Source organism: Peribacillus sp. FSL E2-0159 (genome assembly GCF_038643155.1).
GTDB lineage: Bacteria > Bacillota > Bacilli > Bacillales > DSM-1321 > Peribacillus > Peribacillus simplex.
Genome location: NZ_CP152053.1, coordinates 345337 through 364817, shown reverse-complemented (window position 1 = coordinate 364817; position 19481 = coordinate 345337). Strand labels below are relative to the sequence as shown.

The 19481-nt window shown below is 35.4% G+C and carries 22 protein-coding genes and 2 pseudogenes; 9 read left to right on the top strand and 15 right to left on the bottom strand.

The features are described from left to right. Positions 1-138: 138 nt before the first annotated feature. Positions 139-846: a hypothetical protein gene (locus tag NYE63_RS01975; protein WP_342603875.1), complete on the bottom strand. Its 708-nt coding sequence runs from the start codon at positions 844-846 to the stop codon at positions 139-141. 799 nt (positions 847-1645) lie between these two features. Here NYE63_RS01975 and NYE63_RS01970 point away from each other — a divergent pair. After that, complete coding sequence (locus NYE63_RS01970) at positions 1646-1990, top strand: hypothetical protein (protein ID WP_342603874.1); 345 nt, start codon at positions 1646-1648, stop codon at positions 1988-1990. Between the two features lie 370 nt (positions 1991-2360). Next, entirely contained in the window at positions 2361-3092 is a 732-nt protein-coding gene (locus tag NYE63_RS01965; RefSeq protein WP_342603873.1) for a hypothetical protein, read from the top strand. Between the two features lie 304 nt (positions 3093-3396). Here NYE63_RS01965 and NYE63_RS01960 read toward each other — a convergent pair whose 3' ends face one another. The 3 genes from NYE63_RS01960 to NYE63_RS01950 form a co-directional block, all read right to left on the bottom strand. Beyond that, positions 3397-3837, bottom strand: coding sequence for an SRPBCC family protein (locus NYE63_RS01960; protein ID WP_053347531.1), 441 nt, complete (start codon positions 3835-3837; stop codon positions 3397-3399). Between the two features lie 413 nt (positions 3838-4250). Continuing rightward, positions 4251-4424: a hypothetical protein gene (locus NYE63_RS01955; RefSeq protein ID WP_342603872.1), complete on the bottom strand. Its 174-nt coding sequence runs from the start codon at positions 4422-4424 to the stop codon at positions 4251-4253. 371 nt (positions 4425-4795) lie between these two features. After that, positions 4796-5152 carry a helix-turn-helix domain-containing protein gene (locus NYE63_RS01950; RefSeq protein WP_342603871.1) on the bottom strand — a complete coding sequence of 119 codons (357 nt, stop codon included), beginning with the start codon at positions 5150-5152 and terminating at the stop codon, positions 4796-4798. Between the two features lie 173 nt (positions 5153-5325). Here NYE63_RS01950 and NYE63_RS01945 point away from each other — a divergent pair, with 173 nt between their 5' ends. The 6 genes and pseudogenes from NYE63_RS01945 (at position 5326) to NYE63_RS01920 (ending at position 8735) form a co-directional block, all read left to right on the top strand. Further along, positions 5326-5604 (top strand): putative quinol monooxygenase, encoded by a 279-nt coding sequence (locus NYE63_RS01945; protein WP_342603870.1) that lies wholly within the window; start codon positions 5326-5328, stop codon positions 5602-5604. Between the two features lie 29 nt (positions 5605-5633). Continuing rightward, a complete protein-coding gene (locus NYE63_RS01940) occupies positions 5634-6371 on the top strand; it encodes an NADPH-dependent oxidoreductase (RefSeq protein WP_342603869.1) in 738 nt (245 codons plus the stop codon). A gap of 19 nt (positions 6372-6390) precedes the next feature. Continuing rightward, on the top strand, positions 6391-6762 hold the full coding sequence (locus NYE63_RS01935) for a nuclear transport factor 2 family protein (protein ID WP_342603868.1): 372 nt from the start codon (positions 6391-6393) through the stop codon (positions 6760-6762). A 120-nt stretch (positions 6763-6882) separates the two neighbouring features. After that, positions 6883-7085: pseudogene (locus NYE63_RS01930) on the top strand (Tn3 family transposase); the annotation flags it as partial. Between the two features lie 418 nt (positions 7086-7503). Further along, complete coding sequence (locus tag NYE63_RS01925) at positions 7504-8451, top strand: IS110 family transposase (protein ID WP_342602057.1); 948 nt, start codon at positions 7504-7506, stop codon at positions 8449-8451. Positions 8452-8456: 5 nt separating this feature from the next. Continuing rightward, positions 8457-8735: a hypothetical protein gene (locus NYE63_RS01920; protein WP_255264142.1), complete on the top strand. Its 279-nt coding sequence runs from the start codon at positions 8457-8459 to the stop codon at positions 8733-8735. 389 nt (positions 8736-9124) lie between these two features. On the opposite strand, the gene NYE63_RS01915 is transcribed toward NYE63_RS01920, so the two are convergent. The 4 genes from NYE63_RS01915 to NYE63_RS01900 all read right to left on the bottom strand — a co-directional run bounded on the left by NYE63_RS01915 (position 9125) and on the right by NYE63_RS01900 (position 11708). After that, on the bottom strand, positions 9125-9406 hold the full coding sequence (locus NYE63_RS01915; protein WP_342603867.1) for a hypothetical protein: 282 nt from the start codon (positions 9404-9406) through the stop codon (positions 9125-9127). A gap of 10 nt (positions 9407-9416) precedes the next feature. Then, positions 9417-9806, bottom strand: coding sequence for a hypothetical protein (locus NYE63_RS01910; RefSeq protein WP_342603866.1), 390 nt, complete (start codon positions 9804-9806; stop codon positions 9417-9419). Between the two features lie 13 nt (positions 9807-9819). Beyond that, the gene (locus NYE63_RS01905; protein WP_342603865.1) at positions 9820-10185 is read right to left on the bottom strand and encodes a DUF2089 domain-containing protein; all 366 of its coding nucleotides are present in this window, start codon (positions 10183-10185) and stop codon (positions 9820-9822) included. Between the two features lie 332 nt (positions 10186-10517). Continuing rightward, on the bottom strand, positions 10518-11708 hold the full coding sequence (locus NYE63_RS01900; RefSeq protein ID WP_342603864.1) for an ABC transporter permease: 1191 nt from the start codon (positions 11706-11708) through the stop codon (positions 10518-10520). A gap of 172 nt (positions 11709-11880) precedes the next feature. On the opposite strand from NYE63_RS01900, the gene NYE63_RS01895 reads away from it, so the two are divergent. Further along, positions 11881-12498, top strand: a complete 618-nt coding sequence (locus NYE63_RS01895; RefSeq protein ID WP_342603863.1) for a TetR/AcrR family transcriptional regulator — start codon at positions 11881-11883, stop codon at positions 12496-12498. Positions 12499-12568: 70 nt separating this feature from the next. Here the strand turns inward: NYE63_RS01895 and NYE63_RS01890 are convergent. The 7 genes and pseudogenes from NYE63_RS01890 to NYE63_RS01860 form a co-directional block, all read right to left on the bottom strand. Continuing rightward, positions 12569-12667 (bottom strand): annotated as a pseudogene (locus NYE63_RS01890) (DUF6584 family protein); the annotation flags it as partial. 643 nt (positions 12668-13310) lie between these two features. After that, positions 13311-13949 (bottom strand): AAA family ATPase, encoded by a 639-nt coding sequence (locus tag NYE63_RS01885; RefSeq protein WP_342603862.1) that lies wholly within the window; start codon positions 13947-13949, stop codon positions 13311-13313. Between the two features lie 109 nt (positions 13950-14058). Beyond that, complete coding sequence (locus tag NYE63_RS01880) at positions 14059-14925, bottom strand: class II fructose-bisphosphate aldolase (protein ID WP_342603861.1); 867 nt, start codon at positions 14923-14925, stop codon at positions 14059-14061. A gap of 42 nt (positions 14926-14967) precedes the next feature. Continuing rightward, complete coding sequence (locus NYE63_RS01875) at positions 14968-15366, bottom strand: hypothetical protein (RefSeq protein WP_063235570.1); 399 nt, start codon at positions 15364-15366, stop codon at positions 14968-14970. 30 nt (positions 15367-15396) lie between these two features. Then, positions 15397-16686, bottom strand: coding sequence for a PTS sugar transporter subunit IIC (locus tag NYE63_RS01870; protein ID WP_342603860.1), 1290 nt, complete (start codon positions 16684-16686; stop codon positions 15397-15399). 35 nt (positions 16687-16721) lie between these two features. Continuing rightward, positions 16722-17030, bottom strand: coding sequence for a PTS sugar transporter subunit IIB (locus tag NYE63_RS01865; RefSeq protein WP_063235572.1), 309 nt, complete (start codon positions 17028-17030; stop codon positions 16722-16724). An 87-nt stretch (positions 17031-17117) separates the two neighbouring features. Beyond that, the gene (locus NYE63_RS01860) at positions 17118-19226 is read right to left on the bottom strand and encodes a PTS sugar transporter subunit IIA (RefSeq protein WP_342603859.1); all 2109 of its coding nucleotides are present in this window, start codon (positions 19224-19226) and stop codon (positions 17118-17120) included. Positions 19227-19481: the final 255 nt, after the last annotated feature.

Below are 19481 nucleotides of genomic sequence, written 5' to 3'. Positions count from 1 at the left end.
TGAATCATATATGGCACTATGATTTTTATAAGTTTTGTGGATTCGCATCTCAATGCTTTTATCCATCATTAGTTATTAAAAAAAGCTTTATCAAATGTTTCTACAAAAATACAAAGCTAAGGCAAAAAAACAGTCACCTTATTTTTTGAATATGGTGAAAAGCCCCCACCATTTTTCGGAACGTTTTTGTATAGTCACTTCTAAACGTTTATTAAATTCATTTTGTGAACTCCATTCTTTTTTCTGTTCTTCCCGCATATTTTGTATTTCTCTTTGTAAGAGTTCACTTTTTTGTTTTTCTTGTTCCAGCAATGTTTCGTAATGGGTATTTTGTTGTTCAGTTAATTGTTCAATTTTAGCATTAGTTCTTTGCGCTGAATTTCCAATACTAGAACTTATAACATGATGATCTTGCTGGAGCCGGGAAACCTTTGTTTTAAGCTGTGACATATCGTTTGACAGTTGGACATTCATTTCACGTGTGGCTGCGAGTTCATTGACTAAAAACATTAAGACCTCGTTTAATTGATTAGGGTCGTGGGGTAAATTTTCATATGTATCGGGTATCGCTATCTGTGTTTCATTGGATTCTTCTAATCTTTCTTTTTGTTGATATACAAGGTCCTTAGCTGTATCGTCTAAGGGCTTGTCCGTATCGCGTAGCGCTATAAGCGCTACGATGTCAGATTGAACAAAGATACGTCGATCTCCATCTTTCAAAAACTCATATCCATTCCGCTCTAAGATTTGACCATACTTTCGAACAGTGGGAGTTGCAATCCCCACTTCTTCTGCCACTTCCTTGGAAGAGAAAGCTCGCTCATTCAGTTTTATATCACGTCGCATATCGGACCTCTTTTCTATAACTAGTTGTATCTGTAGTCTACCTGACCTTAAATTTTCTGTCTAGATAAGTATAGCCTATCCAGAAGTTGTTAGGGGTACCGATAAGATTTCCTTTTCCTTTCTTCTGTTTCCATCTAGGATTTAATCATCTATTCGCTTACCTTCCTTCTCTTGCATAGCCTCTATCTATCCTTATCCATTGTGGGTGTTACAAAAAGTCCAGCCCTAAAGTATCTCTTTAATTAGGGAAATCTTTTCCCGGAAAAGCCAGTATTAATTAAAAGGTTTTAAGTTTAGGGCGCGATTCTTTAATAAGAATCGCTTTTCTTATGGACTATGAGGATAAGGCTGGCCAGTTTTCTAAAGGATCGGGACCAGGATCGGGTTGGGTTGTGCCTGGCTATAAATCATAGATTTAGCCAGGATCACCTTGTTGGAACCCTGTGTTAATTTCTATGAAATTGAAATGGAAGCTAACAGTTATTAAATGAAGATCAAGATTTCATCTTTACAGAAACATAGGTCATCCAAGAGTTATTAAGGATAAATTTTCCATACAACTTTAGATGTAGATTTCGACAGTTATTATTTTCTTATTAAGCTAAACTGCCCCGATAGCTTCATAAGAAAAAGCTGCCTTAAAAACAGCTCAGATTTTCAGCTAACGCACCCGTTAGTTCATTAAGAAAAGCGATTCTGAAAACAGTTCATGCTAATGAGTAACTTCATTTTTACTTTACATAAAGATTTTGCATTTGGGCAAAATTATAGAAACAAATTCAATTGGAGAACAACATTTATGATTTTCCTTGCCCTTTTATTAATGTTAGGCGGTTTATTAATTATTAATACTATTTACGCTTATCACACCAAGCACATTGACTCAAATTTTTTATCCACTTTATGGTACTACATAAAGCTTTTACCTCTTTTCCTGTCTGCGAGTATGATGATTGGATACGGAGTGAAGTTTTTAACAAAAATTGTAGATAACTTAACCTTCTCACTTATTGTCTCTAAAGGAATGGAGATACTAGTTAGTGTCGCAATTGGATATATATTTCTAAAAGAAATTCCCAATTGGCGAACAGGGATTGGTATCACAATTATATTAATTGGTTTTTGGTTATTAAAAGGAAAATAGAAAGAGTTTACCTTGATAGACTCTTTCTTATGACAAGTGTACTGTCGATAGTTATTAAAGAACATGGCCCTATTGTTGAACAAAGATCAGCAGCACTCTTGAATTAACCTGCCCCGTTAGTGCCATAAGAAAAAGCTGCCTTAAAAACAGCTCCGATTTTAAGCTAACGCACCCTTTAGTTCATTAAGACTTTTTGTAGAGTTGACACAAATTGTAAGTTAAGCAACATTGAATATATCAATAGGAGGACTCTAAACGGATTCCTCTTTTTTCATTTAATATTATAATCAGTAGGGGTATTCTTCCAGATCTTAGTTTGTTAAAATTGAGTTGTTTTTATTACAGGTTATTGGGGGAAGCTGATTTAGTTGTGAATTTATTAAAAGTGATATTAGCAGCAGTGATTTTATCCTTCATTATCTCTATTATTGGATCAATAATGTTCTATACTCCATATTTAGATAGAGATCCAGATGTATATTATCCTACAATAGTTGAAAGTTTTATTTACGGTATGATTTATTTAACTCCTGTGTTGATTATACTCAGTGTAGGTTCTTTTGTAGTCTATTCATCGTTACGTAAGAATAGGCGTTTACCAAAATGGGTTAAGGTGACTGTTAGTTTAGGGGGTACAATTGGATTAGGAATAATCATTTCATTAGCGCTAAGTGATGAAAGAAAGACCAATGATATATATCTAATACCTGAAGGATATGAAGGAGATGTTTTTGTCTTTTACAATGTTAAAGGAGCTCCTGAAATTGAGAAAGAAGATGGTTATGAGGTGCATAAAATCAATGAAAAAGGCTATTATGCGACCCGGACTAAGGACTTGGACTACGGTACAGTAACAGACAAATACTTCTATGTTAGTGAAAAAGGACATCGAACACCTATAGATAATAAATGTGTAAGTACATTTGGAGCAGGTGGAACTACTCTGGAGGATAATATTGATATTACTTATACAGGATTTAAGCTAAGAAAGAATAACTGCAGTGAGGAATTTTCGATGGAAGCTCAGAATGAAGATGGAAATGTACAGATGATTAATGATATTTTAAAGAAGTATTATAATATGGAACCACAATTATTTTAAAATTGTAGACTTCACAATTAGGAACAAACTATGCTTGATGAACTAACCTGCCCCGATAGTAGCATAAAGAAAAAGCTGCCTTAAAGACAGCTCTAATCTTCAGCTAACGCACCCGTTAGTTCATTAAGAAAAGCGATCCTTGAATATTGAAAAAAAGAGGCCATCCTTTTTGGACAGCCCCCTTTCCGCTAATTATAAAATTTCTAGTAGAGCTCGATATCATTATATTGGTCACTTCAGAATGTTACCATCTATACTTCAGAGAAGGTATCTCCAAAATGAATTGGCTTTCAATCTTTGAAAACTATGAGAATACTGCAATTTTACGTGCGATAGATTCTGTTAAACGAGATGCTACTTTTGGAACAGCCCATTTAATAATTGGTGTTAACACCGCACCAGATAATCCGCCTGCATGGATTTCCACCGTACAAGTCATTATTGTTTTACCATTAACATCTTCTGCAGTAAAGTGACCGCTTCCTGTAAAATTATCTGATAAACCTTTTAGTTCAAACTTAATATTTGAAGGTTCATTCCATTCGGTAATATCTACCTGCGCTTGTATTGTTTTTTTAATACCTTTCACACTACCTTCAAATGTCCAAATAGATTGCTTGTCATTTATGATTTCATGTTCTTTATAGGCTGGTACTGTCGTTGCCCATTTTTCGAGATCACTGACATAATCCCAAACTGCTTGTACATCTACTGGAACTACTACAGTATGCGTTCCCGTTGCCATTATGATCCCCACCTTCACTATGTATGAATTGTAACTTTACATTTCTACAGAATAATTATTACATAAAAAGCATAAACTTACATCACTAATTATGTATAGCTTTCCTTCTTCCAATCCCCCAATTATTTGTAGAATCAAAATTTTCCAATCCTCCACAATCCGGCCCTTTAATGGAATAACAGGACTGACGTTTTTAATCGACTTTAATGTCACTTAACAGTATTCCTTATGGAACTATCCTGCCCCTTTAGTTGCATAACAAAAAGGTTGCTTCAGCAACCTCTATTATTGGAGTAAAGCACCCGTTAGTTCTATAAGGCTTAGTGTAGAGTTGACACATACTGTGTCACAAGTATTTATATAAAATCAAAAAATAACTGCTCCTAAAAGAGCAGGAGCAGAAAAAAAAGATGTTATTTCACAACTTTAAGAGGAACAAGTACTTTATTAAAAAAAGACGTTTCGAGCTTGGCTAACCAACCGTTTCCGTTTTCTCCATTAGCTACTTGAGCAGCGTGGTTTTTGTGAAAATCTGCTACGCGTTTATTATGCTCTTTATGCCATTGGTGCATAGAATTATGTTTCATTCTTATTACCTCCTTTCCGTTTAATTATATTTCTAGAAAAGTTGAATAGAAAGTGCTTTTTATTCAACTTTTAAAAGAAAGGAAATCGATAAGTTAATAGATATAACTATGCGCAGTTCGAATATACTACGCTTATTAAACAAACTAACCTGCCCCCTTTAGTTCCATAAGAAAAAGCTGCCTTAAAGAGCTCCAATCTTCAGCTAACGCACCCTTTAGTTCTATAAGAAATGCGAAGCTTCTTCCAGAATCGCGCCCTTTTATTGAATAACATAATAGTCTGCAGCAGTAAGTGCGCAATTCGAGGATAAAACGAAGGATTAAATTAACTATTTTAAGTCCCAGCATAAAACTCATATAAAATCGGCTTCTTAATTCGTATGTATGGACTCGCCTCCCCATTTTTCACCCCATACTTCCATCGCATGAAGGACATTTTGAAAGTCCGCTCCTTTTTCTGATAATGAATATTCAACCGTAACTGGAACTGTAGGGAAGACTTCTCGAATAATCATGCCATTGTTTTCAAGGTTTCTCAATGTATCTGTAAGGGCCTTTGAACTGATTTTTGGAAGTGATTTTTGAAGTTCCGAGAATCGTTTCTTTTTACTGACCCATAATTGAACCAGCACTAGAAATGACCATTTCCCCCCAATTATACTAATTGTACTCTCTATAATTGGGATACATGAACTTCTTGATGTTGTTTTATCGTCTTCATTCTTCATGGTTTAGACCGCCTTTAGTAAAATTAAGATAGTTAACAAAAGGTAACCTGCTTTATTATTTTTCGTTATCTAACAAAAATGTGCCTTCTTCATATTTTATTGAAGCACGGTTATAATAGCAATTATCGTTCGATAAAGATCTATACTATTTATCACTATTGGAGGAATCTAACATGATTACCATGCATGGATATATGAAAATTAATAAGGACCACCGCACAGAGTTTCTTGAAAAAGTGAAGGACGTGATCGCTGCTTCCCGTGCAGAAACAGGAAACATTAGCTATAACCTCTATGAAAATACACAGGAGCAAAATCATTTCGTCATGCTTGAAGAATGGCAGGATGAAGAAGCAATAGAAATTCACGGAAAAACAGAGCATTTTCAACATTTCTTAAAATTAGCTCAAAGCTTTCTATTAGAAGCACCTGTAATCAAACGCATCAGCTAATCACACATCTTAGAAAGGAATGACAAAATATGAATGAAGTAATTAATACGTTAACAAATCACCGATCCATCAGAAGCTATACAGTTCAGCCGGTCAATGATGAAGATTTGACAGCCATTATTGAGGCGTTTCGTGCAGCTCCAACTTCTATTAATGGACAGCAAGTGACTGTCATCAGCGTACAGGAGAAAGAAACAAAAGCCAAAATTGCAGAGCTTGCTGGAAATCAGGCTTGGATTGCACAAGCCCCTGTCTTCTTGCTGTTCTGTGCTGATTTTAACAGAGCCAAATTGGCAGCGGATCTAAGCGGCGAAGAGCTTGTCATTACCGAAGGCTTAGAATCAATCATTGTCGGTTCAACAGATGTTGGCATAGCAATGGGAAATGCGATAGCAGCAGCCGAATCACTTGGCCTAGGAATTGTTCCTATAGGCGGTGCAAGAAGAGAGCCACTGGAATTGATCAAATTGCTCGGACTTCCAGAATATGTTTTTCCAGTCTGCGGTCTTGTTGTGGGTCATCCTGCAGATCTTTCTGCTAAAAAACCGCGTTTGCCGCAAGCAGCAGTCTGGCATAAAGAGAAATACAATTCAGATCTTGAAGACTACATTAAACAATATGACGAAGAAGTCTCAGATTATATGAGGAAGCGCACGAACGGACAGGAAACAAGAAATTGGTCACAAACAGTGTCCTCGCTTTATAACAGAATTTATTATCCAGAAGTAAGAAAAATGCTGGAAAATCAAGGATTTAATTTTAAATAGGAAGAAGTTAAAAATCATCATGAAAATCTTAAACGACTACTTTTATTTGTTCGATCAAGCTGGACAGGATTCTAATGCAATGGACGAGCTGTTAAGTTTATTTTCACCAGATGTCGTTATTGTTTTAAATGGGGCAAAACAAATCGGTTTCGAAACCTTTATTAAGGCTTTTTACGAGAATAACTCGGAAGTCAAACACATGTATGAAAACTGGGAGCTCAAAAATAACGGAGAATATTATGAAACAAATTGGGCTGTTTGCGGGAAAACCAGCTCAGGTAAAGTATATGCCTTATCTGGAATTGATCGTGCAAAACTGGATCAGCATGGAAAAATTGTATATTTAGAAAATATCCCATCTGATAAAAATATCTTTAATAAGTACTCCTGAAAAGCTGGCAGTTGCCGGCTTTTTTGCTGCATTTTCAGTGTGAGATCTACGGAAATGATCAATATAGGCGTTTATGCCCCATTGATTGAGCACCTTTTAGGTCCGAACAAAGCTTTCAAGATCAATGCGATTAGCATTTGGAATACAGTGTATCTATCCCAAGCAATTGAGCATATGAAAACGACAGGAAAATATAAAGAAAAATTACTTCCTCATATTTCCCCCTGGGATGGGAGCACGTGAACTTTCTAGTGGAGTATTCGTTTAAACATGAGGTTTCAAGCTCTTTTAATACTCTACGACTACTTAGAGTATTAAGATAATCCTGATTTCCTCTCTTAGCGTAAGAAAAATTAAGGTTTTAACTTCCAAAAAATGTATTATCGTATAATATCGGCGTTTTGCCGGCAGGACCCCTAAACCCTCGTTTTTGGTGGATATAAACAGCCCCTTTAGTTCCATAAGAAACTTCTATGGCGGCGATTCTCGCCGCCACCATCTACTACGAAAATCTAAACTCAAAATAGAGTCTAACCCTTTAACTCCTTGACGATAATGGATGATAACAATACAACCAGGCTGAACCTTTTTTGGTGGATCTTAAGGAAGATACCCTGTATAAGAAACTGGTTGTGACAGTATTGAAGAACCATTTAGTGTACTACAAGTACGTATACAAAAATTTTTGTAACAAATCTCCTGTCATATGTATTGTTAATCTTTTATTGAGGTGATTCTCCTATGGAAGCAATGATTGAACGGTGTGCTGGCCTAGATGTACACCAAGAAACAGTAGTAGCCTGTGTATTATTTGGTCCATTAGATAAAAAGCCAAATACCTCTATTGAAACTTTTTCAACTACAACAACAGGACTCTTGGCTTTAAGTGATTGGTTAACTACCCTTCGGGTATCCGATGTTGTGATGGAAAGTACTGGAGTCTACTGGAAACCAATATGGAATATACTCGAAGATTCTTTTCACCTTGTTCTTGCCAATGCCAGACATGTCAAAAATGTTCCAGGGCGTAAAACTGATGTGAAAGATGCCGAATGGCTTGCCAAGCTTCTAAGATGCGGACTTATTGAAAGCAATTTTGTTCCACCGGAGGATATTCGTGATTTACGAGATCTTACTCGTTATCGAAAAAAATTGATTCATCATCGCACCTCAGAGCAGAATCGCATTCACAAAATTCTTCAAGATGCTAATATCAAGCTAACATCCGTACTATCAGACATTTTTGGTGTATCGGGACGCCGTATCCTTGAAGCGATTCTAAACGGTGAAAAAATAGAGACCGATGGTCTTCGAAAAATGGTGGATTGGCGAACAAAAGCAAGTATTACTGACATTGCCAGTGCAATTAATGGTCGTATTCGCCGTCATCATCGTGATATGTTGCGTTACCATTGGGAGCATATGAGTTATTTAGAAAAAGCCATAGAAGAATTGGAAAAACAAATCGATCAACTCCTGTCCCCCTATCGTAAAGAAGTAGAATTATTGGATGGAATACCTGGTGTGAACAAAGCTGCCGCAGCTACTTTTATTGCAGAGATGGGCGTTGATATGTCCGTATTTAAGTCAGCTAAACACCTTGCCTCTTGGGCTGGTGTGAGTCCCGGAAATTACGAAAGTGCTGGTAAAAAAAAACGAGTAAAACCACACAAGGTAACAAAGCTTTAAAAACGATGGCTGTAGAGTGTGTACTAGCGACATCAAGGCAAAATAATCGAATTGCTTCACATCGAAAAAGGATTACCAAACGGCAGGGAAAAATGAAGGGACGAATCGCTTCTGCTCATTTACTATTAACGATTGCTTACAACATCTTAAAAACAGGGGAACCCTATCAAGAACTAGGCTCAAATTACCTTGAAGAAAAACAAATGAACAAAGAATTAAAAATGATCGAATACCTAAAAAAGAAAGGCTATACAATCGCTCCATCTGAACAACAAACTGCATAACCAGTTAAAATAACGACATAGTACATTTACGTCCTTCAAAAAAATTAGAATATGGTGGGCTTATTTTAGTATGGCCTTTCACGAATATGTTTTCATACAAAAAAGCTGCCTTAAAGACAGCTCCGATCTTCAGCTAACGCACCCATTTGTTTAAGTACAATTTATCACAATGTGAGTCGATATAATTCATTTATAAGTGAATTATCCTTTCAGTTCTGATTATAAAGTCTATTTGTTAAGCAGAAGTGACACTTCACTAATTTAGTGAAGAAAAGTTCTTTTAAAATTAAATAACTTTATTTTCTTTTTACAATTTTCTCGGTATTGTAAGCAAGAAATTAGCTTTTTCTTAAAAATGTCAGTCAGTAGTTGGTGTATTCTATAATAAATTATAGTCTAACCTTAACCTCAGTACCGTCCTTAGCTTTGACATCTACTAGCACGATCCCCTTATAATTTTTCAGTTCCTTGACGATAGGCTTTAGCGTTTTTTTGTCTATTAGTGGAAAGGTAAAGTCCAGTTTTTTTCTTTCGAAGTGCTCTTTTGTCCATTTGTTTACATTTTGTTGAATAAATTTTGAAGATAAAATTGAAATAACAATGTTTAAAAAAGCATATGGAATTGGGATGGTAAACCGAACGTCTTTTGCTTTCACTTTTACATGCATCATAAGCAAATTACTAATCAATGATGACCGAAACGGTATCCCCGTTTGCCGATTTAATATCAACAATTTGGCCATCTAATTCGTTTTCGATTGCTTCAATAATAAGGCTTATGTCTATATCTTTAACGTATTTTTCCGATTGAGGAATACTCGCTGCGATGCTGTGTCCAGCCATTAATACTACCTTGACAAGTTTTATAGGCAAATTGACCGTAACGTTATCATCTTCGGCTGATACAACACGAATTTTTAGTGTTTTATCTAAATATTTAGTCGGTTTTTCAAAAAGCTTATTACCTTTTTCTTCTTTCTCTTTTAATACTTGAATCAGTTCTGATCCCTTATCTGCATCAATCTTCCCTTCTTGAACCATTGTTAACACTCTTGTAATTTCCTCTTTCATGATAAACTCCTCCCTATTCCTCTTTTAAGAGCTTAATGGCTTCTTCTGGTGTGATTTCGCCATTTTCCAACATGGTGACAACTTTTTTCTCGTCAACTTCATTTTTCTTCTTCTGCACATATCCAAGGGATGAAATGATGTCTGTTAGCTTGCCTCGAACCGTTGGATACGAAATCCCCAGTTCCTTTTCAACTTCTTTGATATTCCCTCTGCATGTTAAAAATACTTCCACAAAATGAAGCTGATCCTTTGATAAGGATGCCAGCTTAGATAATTCAAACTCATTTTCAATCGTAGTGTGACAATGAGAGCACTGCAACTTTGTAATTTTCAATGTTTTACTGCAGACAGGACAATGTGTGAGTACTTTATAAGCCATAATCAAATTCCTTCCTTTTAGTTGATTCAATTATACAACAAGGAATTCAAAATACAAATAGTAAAATTTAATTTTTTAAATCAAAAAAATCAATGATATTAATTTATTATTTAATATTATTGATTTTTCGTTTTCATTATTCATTCAAGTATTATATTTACCATAATGGTTGAAATTATAGACATTCCTCTTGGTGAAAACACCCAGTTATAAATGAGCACGATTACTAAGACTTTTAAGTACATTTTTTACATACTCAATAAAAAGAGTCGTTTTCCCTATAAAAGAAACGACTCTTTTGGTAAACAACGTTGTATCCATGCAATTACTTTTTATATATTTCGAGAATCCGATGCTACTTCCTTCACTCCATTGCGTTTTAAAGTAGTACTAAGTATCACAATCATGCTTACTAATCCAAGCCAAACAAGAACAGAAACAGGCGTATTCCAGGTTAAGCCTTCCCCAAAGAAGAATAATCCTCGAAGCCCTTCTACCATAAATCGCATTGGCAACCAAGAATAAATCCAATCGTGATAAAATGGAGACATCATTTCTGGAGCCATTGCAAGCAATGGTGCACCAAAGAAAAGCATTAAGATAAAAATAGGCATACCTTTAAGCCCCATTAGTGAAAGTACAGCTAATATCATTAGAAAAAAGCTAAAGGATGTAATTGATAAAAATAAAGCTGTATCCATTAAATTCGGGATATTCAAACCAACCATACCATCTGCTATCCAGGTTAAGCCAAATCCAATTACCAAAGCTACAACCGCCCCCATAAAAATTTGCCCTATCTTTGTGACAAGGTTTTCTTTTCTAGTACGGATCGGCATTTTGCTAATGGAAATAAAGATTATCGCAGCACTCGCCAAACTAGCCATCCATAATGGCTGGAATAAGGAAACAGGAGCATTTCCATTCGCACTTTTCGTGCTGATTTCATTGACATTTGTGACTTTCTTAGCGATTGGAACTGCAAGGCTTGCTGCCTGTTTTGCAGTCAAAGTTGCTCCTTGTTTTTCAAATCCATCAAGTAGTTGTTTTCGGACAGTGTTGTTCATGTTGTCAACTACTCCATTCAAGACCTGTCCTGCCATCGTTGAAGCAGCCGTATTCATTCCCTGATTAATAAATATTTGTACTTCAGGTGCAGAAGGTGCTGGTGTCCGTAATGATGCTTGCTTTGGACTAAAATCTTTGGGAATAACTAAAGCCGCATAATACTTTTGATTATCTAAACCTTTTTGGACTGCCTCAATACTGTCTACTTCCACCCATTTTACAGTAGGGTCTTTATCCTTTGTTGATGCTGAAGACTTTTGTATCATCTCAACAATCGTTTGCCCCATGTTCATCTTTGGTTGATTAGGAATTTCCACTCCTTCATCCTCATTTACGATTGCAATCGGCAGATTTTTCGGTTGTGATTGAACCGATGGAAATAATGTCAGTGAAAAAATAAAGATAACTGCAAATGCGATGATCGGTGAAACCAATACCAGTTTATTTTTAAACATATTTTGCCCCTCCTTGTTTTGAGTTTATAATAAAGAACAACCTGTTGTTTTGTTTACTACATTCAAATTATAATTTGGGGACTAGTTCTGTATCAATAATCAAAAATGGCACATGTGTTGGATACGGAACACCTTTTATAAATGTGTTGGATAAAATCAAGGAGGAATTAACTTGCTAGATAGTAATACGGATTTACGGATCATTCGGACAAAAGAGTCCATCCGAAATGCACTAGTAGAATTAATCGATGAAAAAGGGTTCAAAGCAATTACGGTTAAAGACATAACAACCAAAGCAAAAATTAATAGAGGCACATTTTATGCTCACTACCAAGACAAATTTGATTTAATGACTAAATACGAAGAAGAAATCATGCTTGAAATGTCCAGAATTGCAAAACAGAACTTTCCAGGTGTTATTACCGCACTTGGAACCGACTCTCCGACTTTAGCACCGTTTACCCTCGCAGTTTCAATATTTGAGTATTTTAATGAAAATAGTGGATTTATGAAAGCTGTGTTGGGACCAAAAGGAGATTTATCATTTCAAACAAGACTGAAAGAATTTATGTGGAAAACACTGTTTGGAAATAATCCAAACGCGCTTATTAAGGAGGAAAATTTACTTGTTCCAGGACAATATTTTGCTTCTTACATTGCATCTGCACATATCGGAGTAGTTCAACAATGGTTGGATAGTGGCAGGAAAGAATCCCCTCAAGAAATGGCTCGTATCCTATCAACCATTACAGTTAATGGTCCCTTCTTTGCAGCTGGTTTGAAAAAATAAATCACACAGGGACAAAGGGACGATACCATGAAAAATAGGTACTGTCCCTTTAGTTCCATAAGATCTCTGATGTCTTATTCTTTTCTAAATACCAGTAACGACCTGCCATTGAAGGATATTTTAAAGCAAAATGGATGTCCCCCAACTTTCTGCGGAGTTCTTACTCATTAAAATTTCAACCCTCATCCTCTGTTAAGGAGGATGCTAAACGAAAAGGCCTCTCACAGTAAACTGTGGGAGGCCTTCAACTTTAAAGATATTCACATGTTAAGCGAGATTCATTCTGAATCCTCGTTAAACCCCTATATTTCAAGGAATTTAAGCGATGATTACATCATGCCGCCCATTCATCTTTAGATAAAATAGAAAGTAATAGGATACAAAAAAGGACTATATATCAATATTTCGCAAGGGTTCGACTAAATTAATTTAAATGCGATATTATTAAGAAGAGGACAAACCGGAGGACAAAGAAAGCCCTTCTCGTTTGAGATGGGCTCTAGTTATGCTGTTTCTTCTTATTCATTTCGAACGCAAATCTAGATTTAATCACCTGATCATTTTAGGTATTTTTTGTTAAACTCATATATTCCATTTTCATCAGTACCCATCACATTTTCCGAAAATTTTTCCAGGCCAGGCGTACTTCGAATCAATTGTAGAGCATATACAGCTCTACCTGAAGAATTCCGTTTTAAAAAACATTTTGATGACTATCTCTTTAATAGTTACAATGATTTTTTTTAACACATTGAATAAAAATGTGTGGAGGGAATTCAGCTTTTTGAAGAACAGCCTCTAAGTTTTGGATTTCACAATTCTTTGCTAGTTTCAGAAATGTACCTTTTAATGTATCCCCGTTCTATATCTTCCAACAACCTAGAATAATTCACTTTTGTATAATCTGATACATCGACTTCATATAATTTCCCTAATTCAAACGTGTCATATCCTCTTGTTGTACATCTATTTATAAATTCCTCATAGATCAATAAATTATCTGCATTACTTCTATTAGCTAAATGATCCCCTTTTTTATAGGAAGTCACGATATGACTCAAATGCCTTGTCGGATCCAAATCTCGCTTTTTTTGCCGTTCAAACAAAATATCTAAATCTGCAATTAACCGAATAGTAACGACCTCATAACCATATCTATCTACTAATTGCTGAATATAAGGCTTTTGTTTCTGACTAAAAGGATAATCAGACATAATATTGTCGCCTACTTGCATTTGCTTTTCCATTATTTCATAGTACTTTGCCCATGCTATCTTTTCTATCTTCTGCTTTTCTTCTAAATTACGATAACCATATATATCACAATAATATTCTTTCAAGTCATCCTGAGAAAGATTATAAAATGACCCTAATTTACTATTGATGATATTACTCAAGTAGGTTTTCCCTGTTCCTGGTAAACCTGCTAATAAGATTAATGCTTTATCCATCTTACCACCTCATAATCTAACGAAGAAAGAGTACTAGGAATCCCCCGTACTCTCTTTATTATCAATCTTATCCAACTCTTACAAAAATGCCAAATGAACTTTTTTTTGACTATTTTACTTGAAGCGTACTGTCTTCTTTATTCATGAAGATTCCAATTTTATGTTTGACAATTTCTTTTACTGCCTTATTACATGGAATAATATTATGTCGTAATGATTTAGTTACTTTTGTTTCTCCGAATGTTTCTTTCGCTGTTTTCGTCCATGCTACTAACAACTCAGTACCAACATTAAATTTACGAATGCCATTATTTATTAATTCATGAATATCCATTTCATTAACACCTGTACCTCCATGAATAACTAAAGGTACATCTACTACAGCATTGATTTCTTTTAATAGCGGTAGATTTACTTCTGTTTTAGATTTATATTGACCATGATTAGTACCGATTGCAATGGCCAAAGCATCAACCCCTGTTGCTTTAACAAACTCTTCTGCATCTTTTGGGTCAGTATAAACCTTATCATCCTCATCTACATGAATCCCTTCTTCAGTACCACCAATTGTCCCTAGTTCGCCCTCTACCGAAACACCATTTTTGTGTGCATATTCTACTACTGCTCTTGTTTTCATAATGTTCTCTTTGAATGGTAAATGAGAACCATCAAACATCACTGATGTATATCCTTTATTGATTGCCTCTTTAATATCATCAAAATCCCTTGCATGGTCTAAATGCAATACCACATCTACCATTTCATTTGTGGCCATAGTTTTACATACAGCAACAAAATTTTCATGACCAATGTATTTCGCAGTATCTATACTTGTTTGAATAATAATTGGTGCTCCTTGCTCTTTTGCTGCACGTATCATATCAGGTAACATCTCTAAATTATGTGCATTAAATGAACCAACTGTATAATTCAATTCTTCAGCCCTAAGTGTTACTTCTTTTAATGTTATATACATGATCAATTACTCTCCCTTTATACTAATCTTTTATTTTCTTCCTTATCGAACACCACGCGTAACCTCTTTAGAAACTTGCATCATTTGATCCATTTTCTTTAGATATATCTGTAATAATTCTTCATCATTCACTTTTGCTGCTTCTGCACGCTTCTTGTTATAAAGTTTTAATAAAGTTTTGTAACCATCGCCTAATGACTTTTTAGCCTGAATACTTTTTTCTAACGAATCAATAGCATTATCTTCTTCACCAAGTTCATTAAATGCTAGGCCAATCTCCTCATGAATTTTTGCTTGTTCTTCTCCAACTGTTTGATTTACTTCTTCCTTTTTAATTGAGATGGTACGTACTAACTTTTCTTTTCGTTCTACTGTTAACACTACCTTTTCGGTTGTTTCTTTTTTCGGTTCTTTAGGTTTTTTCTTACCAAATCCAAACATTACTTGAACCTCCTTTTCTCTTTCCACATCCTAGAAAGCTTTTAAAAGTGGACCAATGAGCCATGCATATAGTAAAGCAGCTGTTACTGTATCAACATCTGTAGCTGTTGCATTGACAAATCCCATAGAATTGAAAGTCGTTACTAACAGTGCTGGTAATAATGTAATGAAGAAACCATGTACAATACCACCAATAATTGCACCGCGAATACCACCTGTTAAGTTACCGAAGATACCGGCAGTCCCACCCGCGAAGAAGGCTGTCAGAATGCCTGGTAAGATCATTGCCAACCCAAAGACTGGTAATACAAACATTGCAATAATTGAACCTATAGTAGTTGTGATAAACCCTACAATGACTGCATTAGGGCTAAATGGAAATAGGACTGGACAATCTAATGCAGGCTTTGCATTTGGAACCAACCGCATGGCAATCCCTCTAAATGCCGGAACAATTTCACCTAGTAATAATCGAACCCCTGCTAGTAATACATACACCCCCACTACGAATTGGATAGATTGTAAGAAAGCAAACATTAAATAGTTTGTATTTTCTGATATTTTAGAAGCGAACTCTTCACCTGCGAACGCTGCTGTAATAATATAAAGAGGAGTCATTACCACCATCAAAGATAGATAGGTATCTTGTAAGAATTCAAATTGAGCTGGTAATTTCAAATCTTCAACAGATTTTTTCTTTTCGCCTTTTCCCCCAACTAGTTTTGCTACACCTGCTTCAAACACATACCCAACCGTACAAAAGTGTCCTAATGCAATATCATCCATACCAGTAATCTTCCGAACAAATGGTTGTGCAATCGCAGGCATTGCTACCGCAAAGACGCCTCCAATGAAACCGCCTACTAAAATCAATGCAACACCACGTAAACCTGCAAAGTAACCAAATACTGTTGTCATAGTAGCCATCCAAAGAATTGCCTGACCAGTTAAAAAGATGTATTTCCATTTAGTAAACCGGGCAATTAAAATATTAAAAACAAAGATAGCTAAGAAAGTTAGTGCGATATCACGACCCAAGCCTAACTCATTCATTGCTTGGCCATTAATGGCTTCAATCGAAGGAATAATCCCTTGCATATGGAAACCTTCTGTAAAAATTTCACCGAAATATATTAAACTACCAACTATAATGCTAGATCCGGCTGACAATACCATAAATCCTAACATCGTCTTTAACGAACCAGAAATAACTTGCCCTGTTGATTTCTTTTGCAAAATTAACCCCAACATAGCAATCAATGCGATTGTGACTGATGCCTGTGTCAAAATATTCTCGATAATAAAGTTGACTACACCCATTTTCTCCCCCCATCTCTAGCTATCTCTATTTATTTTTAAACTAAAACGCCTTTTTCCCTTAATACCGGGGTGATTTTTTCTTCAATCTCTAGTTTAGATACAATATTTCTCAAATAAACAATTGTCGTTTGTTTTGGATCAACTGAAAATTTCTCAAATTGGGATTTGAAATTCTGTGCCGTAATAATAATATCGGGTTTTACTGAAACAGCAGACGAGATATCACTATGATCTAGCTTGGCATTAATACCCAACTTGCTTAATACATCCTCTGCCGCCATTTGACAAGCAAAACTGCTTCCTAAACCTGCTCCACATACAAATAAGATATTTACTTTTTTCATGTCACTCTCTCCTCTTTCGTTTTTTGTTTTATATAATTCATCTTCTCCTACTTGCATCTACACCAATTGTAATAACCACAGCTTTCCTCATTCCATTACTTCACTTCCATATAACACCTGATTAAACATGGTTACATCTTGTGCTGTAATTAACTGGTCTAATTTCTCTTCATCATTAATTAACTCAATCAGATTTTTCATCACATTTAGATGCGAATAAGAATCCACTGCAGCTAGACAAAAAACAATTTTCACCGGATCATTATCCGGATTTCCGAAATTCACCGGTTCCTTTAACGTCATGACACTAATACCTAATTTATTTACTCCATCTTCTGGTCTTGCGTGTGCTAACGCTAAATGCTTCCCTACTACTATATAAGGCCCATACTCTTCAACAGATTTAATCATGGCGTTTATATATCGCTCTTCAATGACCTCTTCTGTTAACAATATCTGGGCAGATTTCGTAATCGCTTCTTTCCAGTCTTTACATTCTTGCTTTAGTAGAATGTTGGAATCCCTCAAAATATCCTGCAACATCGGCTGTATCTCCCTTGTATTAATTTTTAAATGATGTTCTTTAAAAGTCTCTTCTACTTTCTGATAGCTTTCCTGTGTTACCGTACCGCCGCTTTCTACAATTAACATAAGAATATCCTGCATTAGCATTGTGGCATCTAACTTATTGGAAACGATCCTTCTCTTATTCTTATTTTTGAGTAAAAAATCTTTAATTTCCTTCTTATCACTTTCTCTTAATATTGGATTAAGCAATAATACGGGTTTTCTTGGATAATCAATTGAAATGGTCGTAAAAACTAAATCAACATCCAGCTTGTCAATAAAGGCTAATTCAAACGAACTCAATACTGCTACAATTTCGATATTGAATTGCTCTTTCAAATTCGCTGCCAATAGCTTTCCAGTTGAAATCCCATGATTACAAAGCACAACCGCCTGATAAACATATTGTTCTTTCTGCTTTATCTGGCTGGCAGAAGTTGAAAAATAAACGGTCAAAAACCCGATCTCATCTTCTGATAATGGTTTTTTTATATAGTCCTCTATTTGCTTACTAAAGCAAGTGACTGCCTGATAAATCTCGGCAAAGGACTCCTTAATAGTGTCTTTCAACGGATTAAATACCTGTAAATCGTTCTTCGCCCTGCTTAATAACCCCGTGATATGCTTATACAAACCTTCATACAAATCTTCTTCTCTCTGAGAAAAGGGGATTCTGGTTACTTTTTCTACATGCTCAATTAATTGAATAGCTAATAATTGTGCGGTAACCCAATCGAATGAATTATTCATATCTTTTGGATTAAACGATTCGATTGTAAAGGTAGTATATTTTATTTCATTTAATGATGGATATAAACCAAACTCCATACAGATGAAATCCACAAAATTTCTGACAGGATCTTCTTTTATCTCGGCTCTAACTTTGGCTAATTCCCTAAGGTTATTTCCCTCTTGCAACCGCCTTACCCATATACCTAAAAATAGAATGCTTTGATTTCGATATACATGATTAATCTCTACTCTAGACTTTTCAAAGACTTCGTCATAATGTTCTCCAATGACCCTCAATACACTTGTATCCAAATAATCAAGGACAAATTGATCTGCAAAGGTATTCACAGTATCTCTATCTCGGTACCCCAATAGGTTAGAAATATCTGTAACACTATTAATTACGTCGTACAGCATAGTGCGTATTGATCGTTCATCTCCTTTTAATACAATCCCTTGCTTCGTTAAACTCACTACAGAAATACCATATTCCTTTAAAAACTGGCGAAGTCTTCTCATATCCTCATCCAATGTACTTTTCGATACCTGCAGTTTTTCTTCCATTTCAAAAAGCATTGTCCTTTTTGTGGTATCGGCAATATCTAAAAGTAAGGCAAGAAAACGTTCATTGGGCCTATAATAATCCGTTTCCCTATCATCACCAATTTTCAATTGGAGCTTTCCGCGGTCCACATCAGACAGGTCTAACTTCAACCCCTTTCCTCTTATCGTCGTAATGGATGGATAATTATTTTCAGACAGATATTTATTAATCAGAACCAATTCGTTTCGAAAAGTACGCTCACTAATATTGAACTCTTTACTTAAATCCTCACAAGTCAAAAAGGTATTTACTTTCAAAAATCTGGTAAGTACTCGTTGAGACCGTTCTTTCATGATAGTAACCCCTTTCATAATTTGATTATAAATGGACATATTCAAATAGTTTAGTACATCTTTTTGCAACTTCAATCTGCAAAAAATGTAAGCGTTAACAATTTTATCAATCTACAAATCAAACATCCACCGAAATAAGGGAAAACCGCCTTTGATGATCCTTCACTAAGTTAAAAACATTTTTAATCCAACTTTCAACAGTTCACAACAATTAGGACATACAGATATTCAAATAACGATGTATGTTCAATGGCT

Coding starts and splice junctions, on each gene's coding strand:
- NYE63_RS01975 (WP_342603875.1), bottom strand. CDS start 846: ATGCGACGTGATATAAAACTGAATGAGCGAGCTTTCTCTTCCAAGGAA.
- NYE63_RS01970 (WP_342603874.1), top strand. CDS start 1,646: ATGATTTTCCTTGCCCTTTTATTAATGTTAGGCGGTTTATTAATTATT.
- NYE63_RS01960 (WP_053347531.1), bottom strand. CDS start 3,837: ATGGCAACGGGAACGCATACTGTAGTAGTTCCAGTAGATGTACAAGCA.
- NYE63_RS01955 (WP_342603872.1), bottom strand. CDS start 4,424: ATGAAACATAATTCTATGCACCAATGGCATAAAGAGCATAATAAACGC.
- NYE63_RS01950 (WP_342603871.1), bottom strand. CDS start 5,152: ATGAAGAATGAAGACGATAAAACAACATCAAGAAGTTCATGTATCCCA.
- NYE63_RS01945 (WP_342603870.1), top strand. CDS start 5,326: ATGATTACCATGCATGGATATATGAAAATTAATAAGGACCACCGCACA.
- NYE63_RS01940 (WP_342603869.1), top strand. CDS start 5,634: ATGAATGAAGTAATTAATACGTTAACAAATCACCGATCCATCAGAAGC.
- NYE63_RS01935 (WP_342603868.1), top strand. CDS start 6,391: ATGAAAATCTTAAACGACTACTTTTATTTGTTCGATCAAGCTGGACAG.
- NYE63_RS01925 (WP_342602057.1), top strand. CDS start 7,504: ATGGAAGCAATGATTGAACGGTGTGCTGGCCTAGATGTACACCAAGAA.
- NYE63_RS01920 (WP_255264142.1), top strand. CDS start 8,457: ATGGCTGTAGAGTGTGTACTAGCGACATCAAGGCAAAATAATCGAATT.
- NYE63_RS01915 (WP_342603867.1), bottom strand. CDS start 9,406: ATGATGCATGTAAAAGTGAAAGCAAAAGACGTTCGGTTTACCATCCCA.
- NYE63_RS01910 (WP_342603866.1), bottom strand. CDS start 9,806: ATGAAAGAGGAAATTACAAGAGTGTTAACAATGGTTCAAGAAGGGAAG.
- NYE63_RS01905 (WP_342603865.1), bottom strand. CDS start 10,185: ATGGCTTATAAAGTACTCACACATTGTCCTGTCTGCAGTAAAACATTG.
- NYE63_RS01900 (WP_342603864.1), bottom strand. CDS start 11,708: ATGTTTAAAAATAAACTGGTATTGGTTTCACCGATCATCGCATTTGCA.
- NYE63_RS01885 (WP_342603862.1), bottom strand. CDS start 13,949: ATGGATAAAGCATTAATCTTATTAGCAGGTTTACCAGGAACAGGGAAA.
- NYE63_RS01880 (WP_342603861.1), bottom strand. CDS start 14,925: ATGTATATAACATTAAAAGAAGTAACACTTAGGGCTGAAGAATTGAAT.
- NYE63_RS01875 (WP_063235570.1), bottom strand. CDS start 15,366: ATGTTTGGATTTGGTAAGAAAAAACCTAAAGAACCGAAAAAAGAAACA.
- NYE63_RS01870 (WP_342603860.1), bottom strand. CDS start 16,686: ATGGGTGTAGTCAACTTTATTATCGAGAATATTTTGACACAGGCATCA.
- NYE63_RS01865 (WP_063235572.1), bottom strand. CDS start 17,030: ATGAAAAAAGTAAATATCTTATTTGTATGTGGAGCAGGTTTAGGAAGC.
- NYE63_RS01860 (WP_342603859.1), bottom strand. CDS start 19,226: ATGAAAGAACGGTCTCAACGAGTACTTACCAGATTTTTGAAAGTAAAT.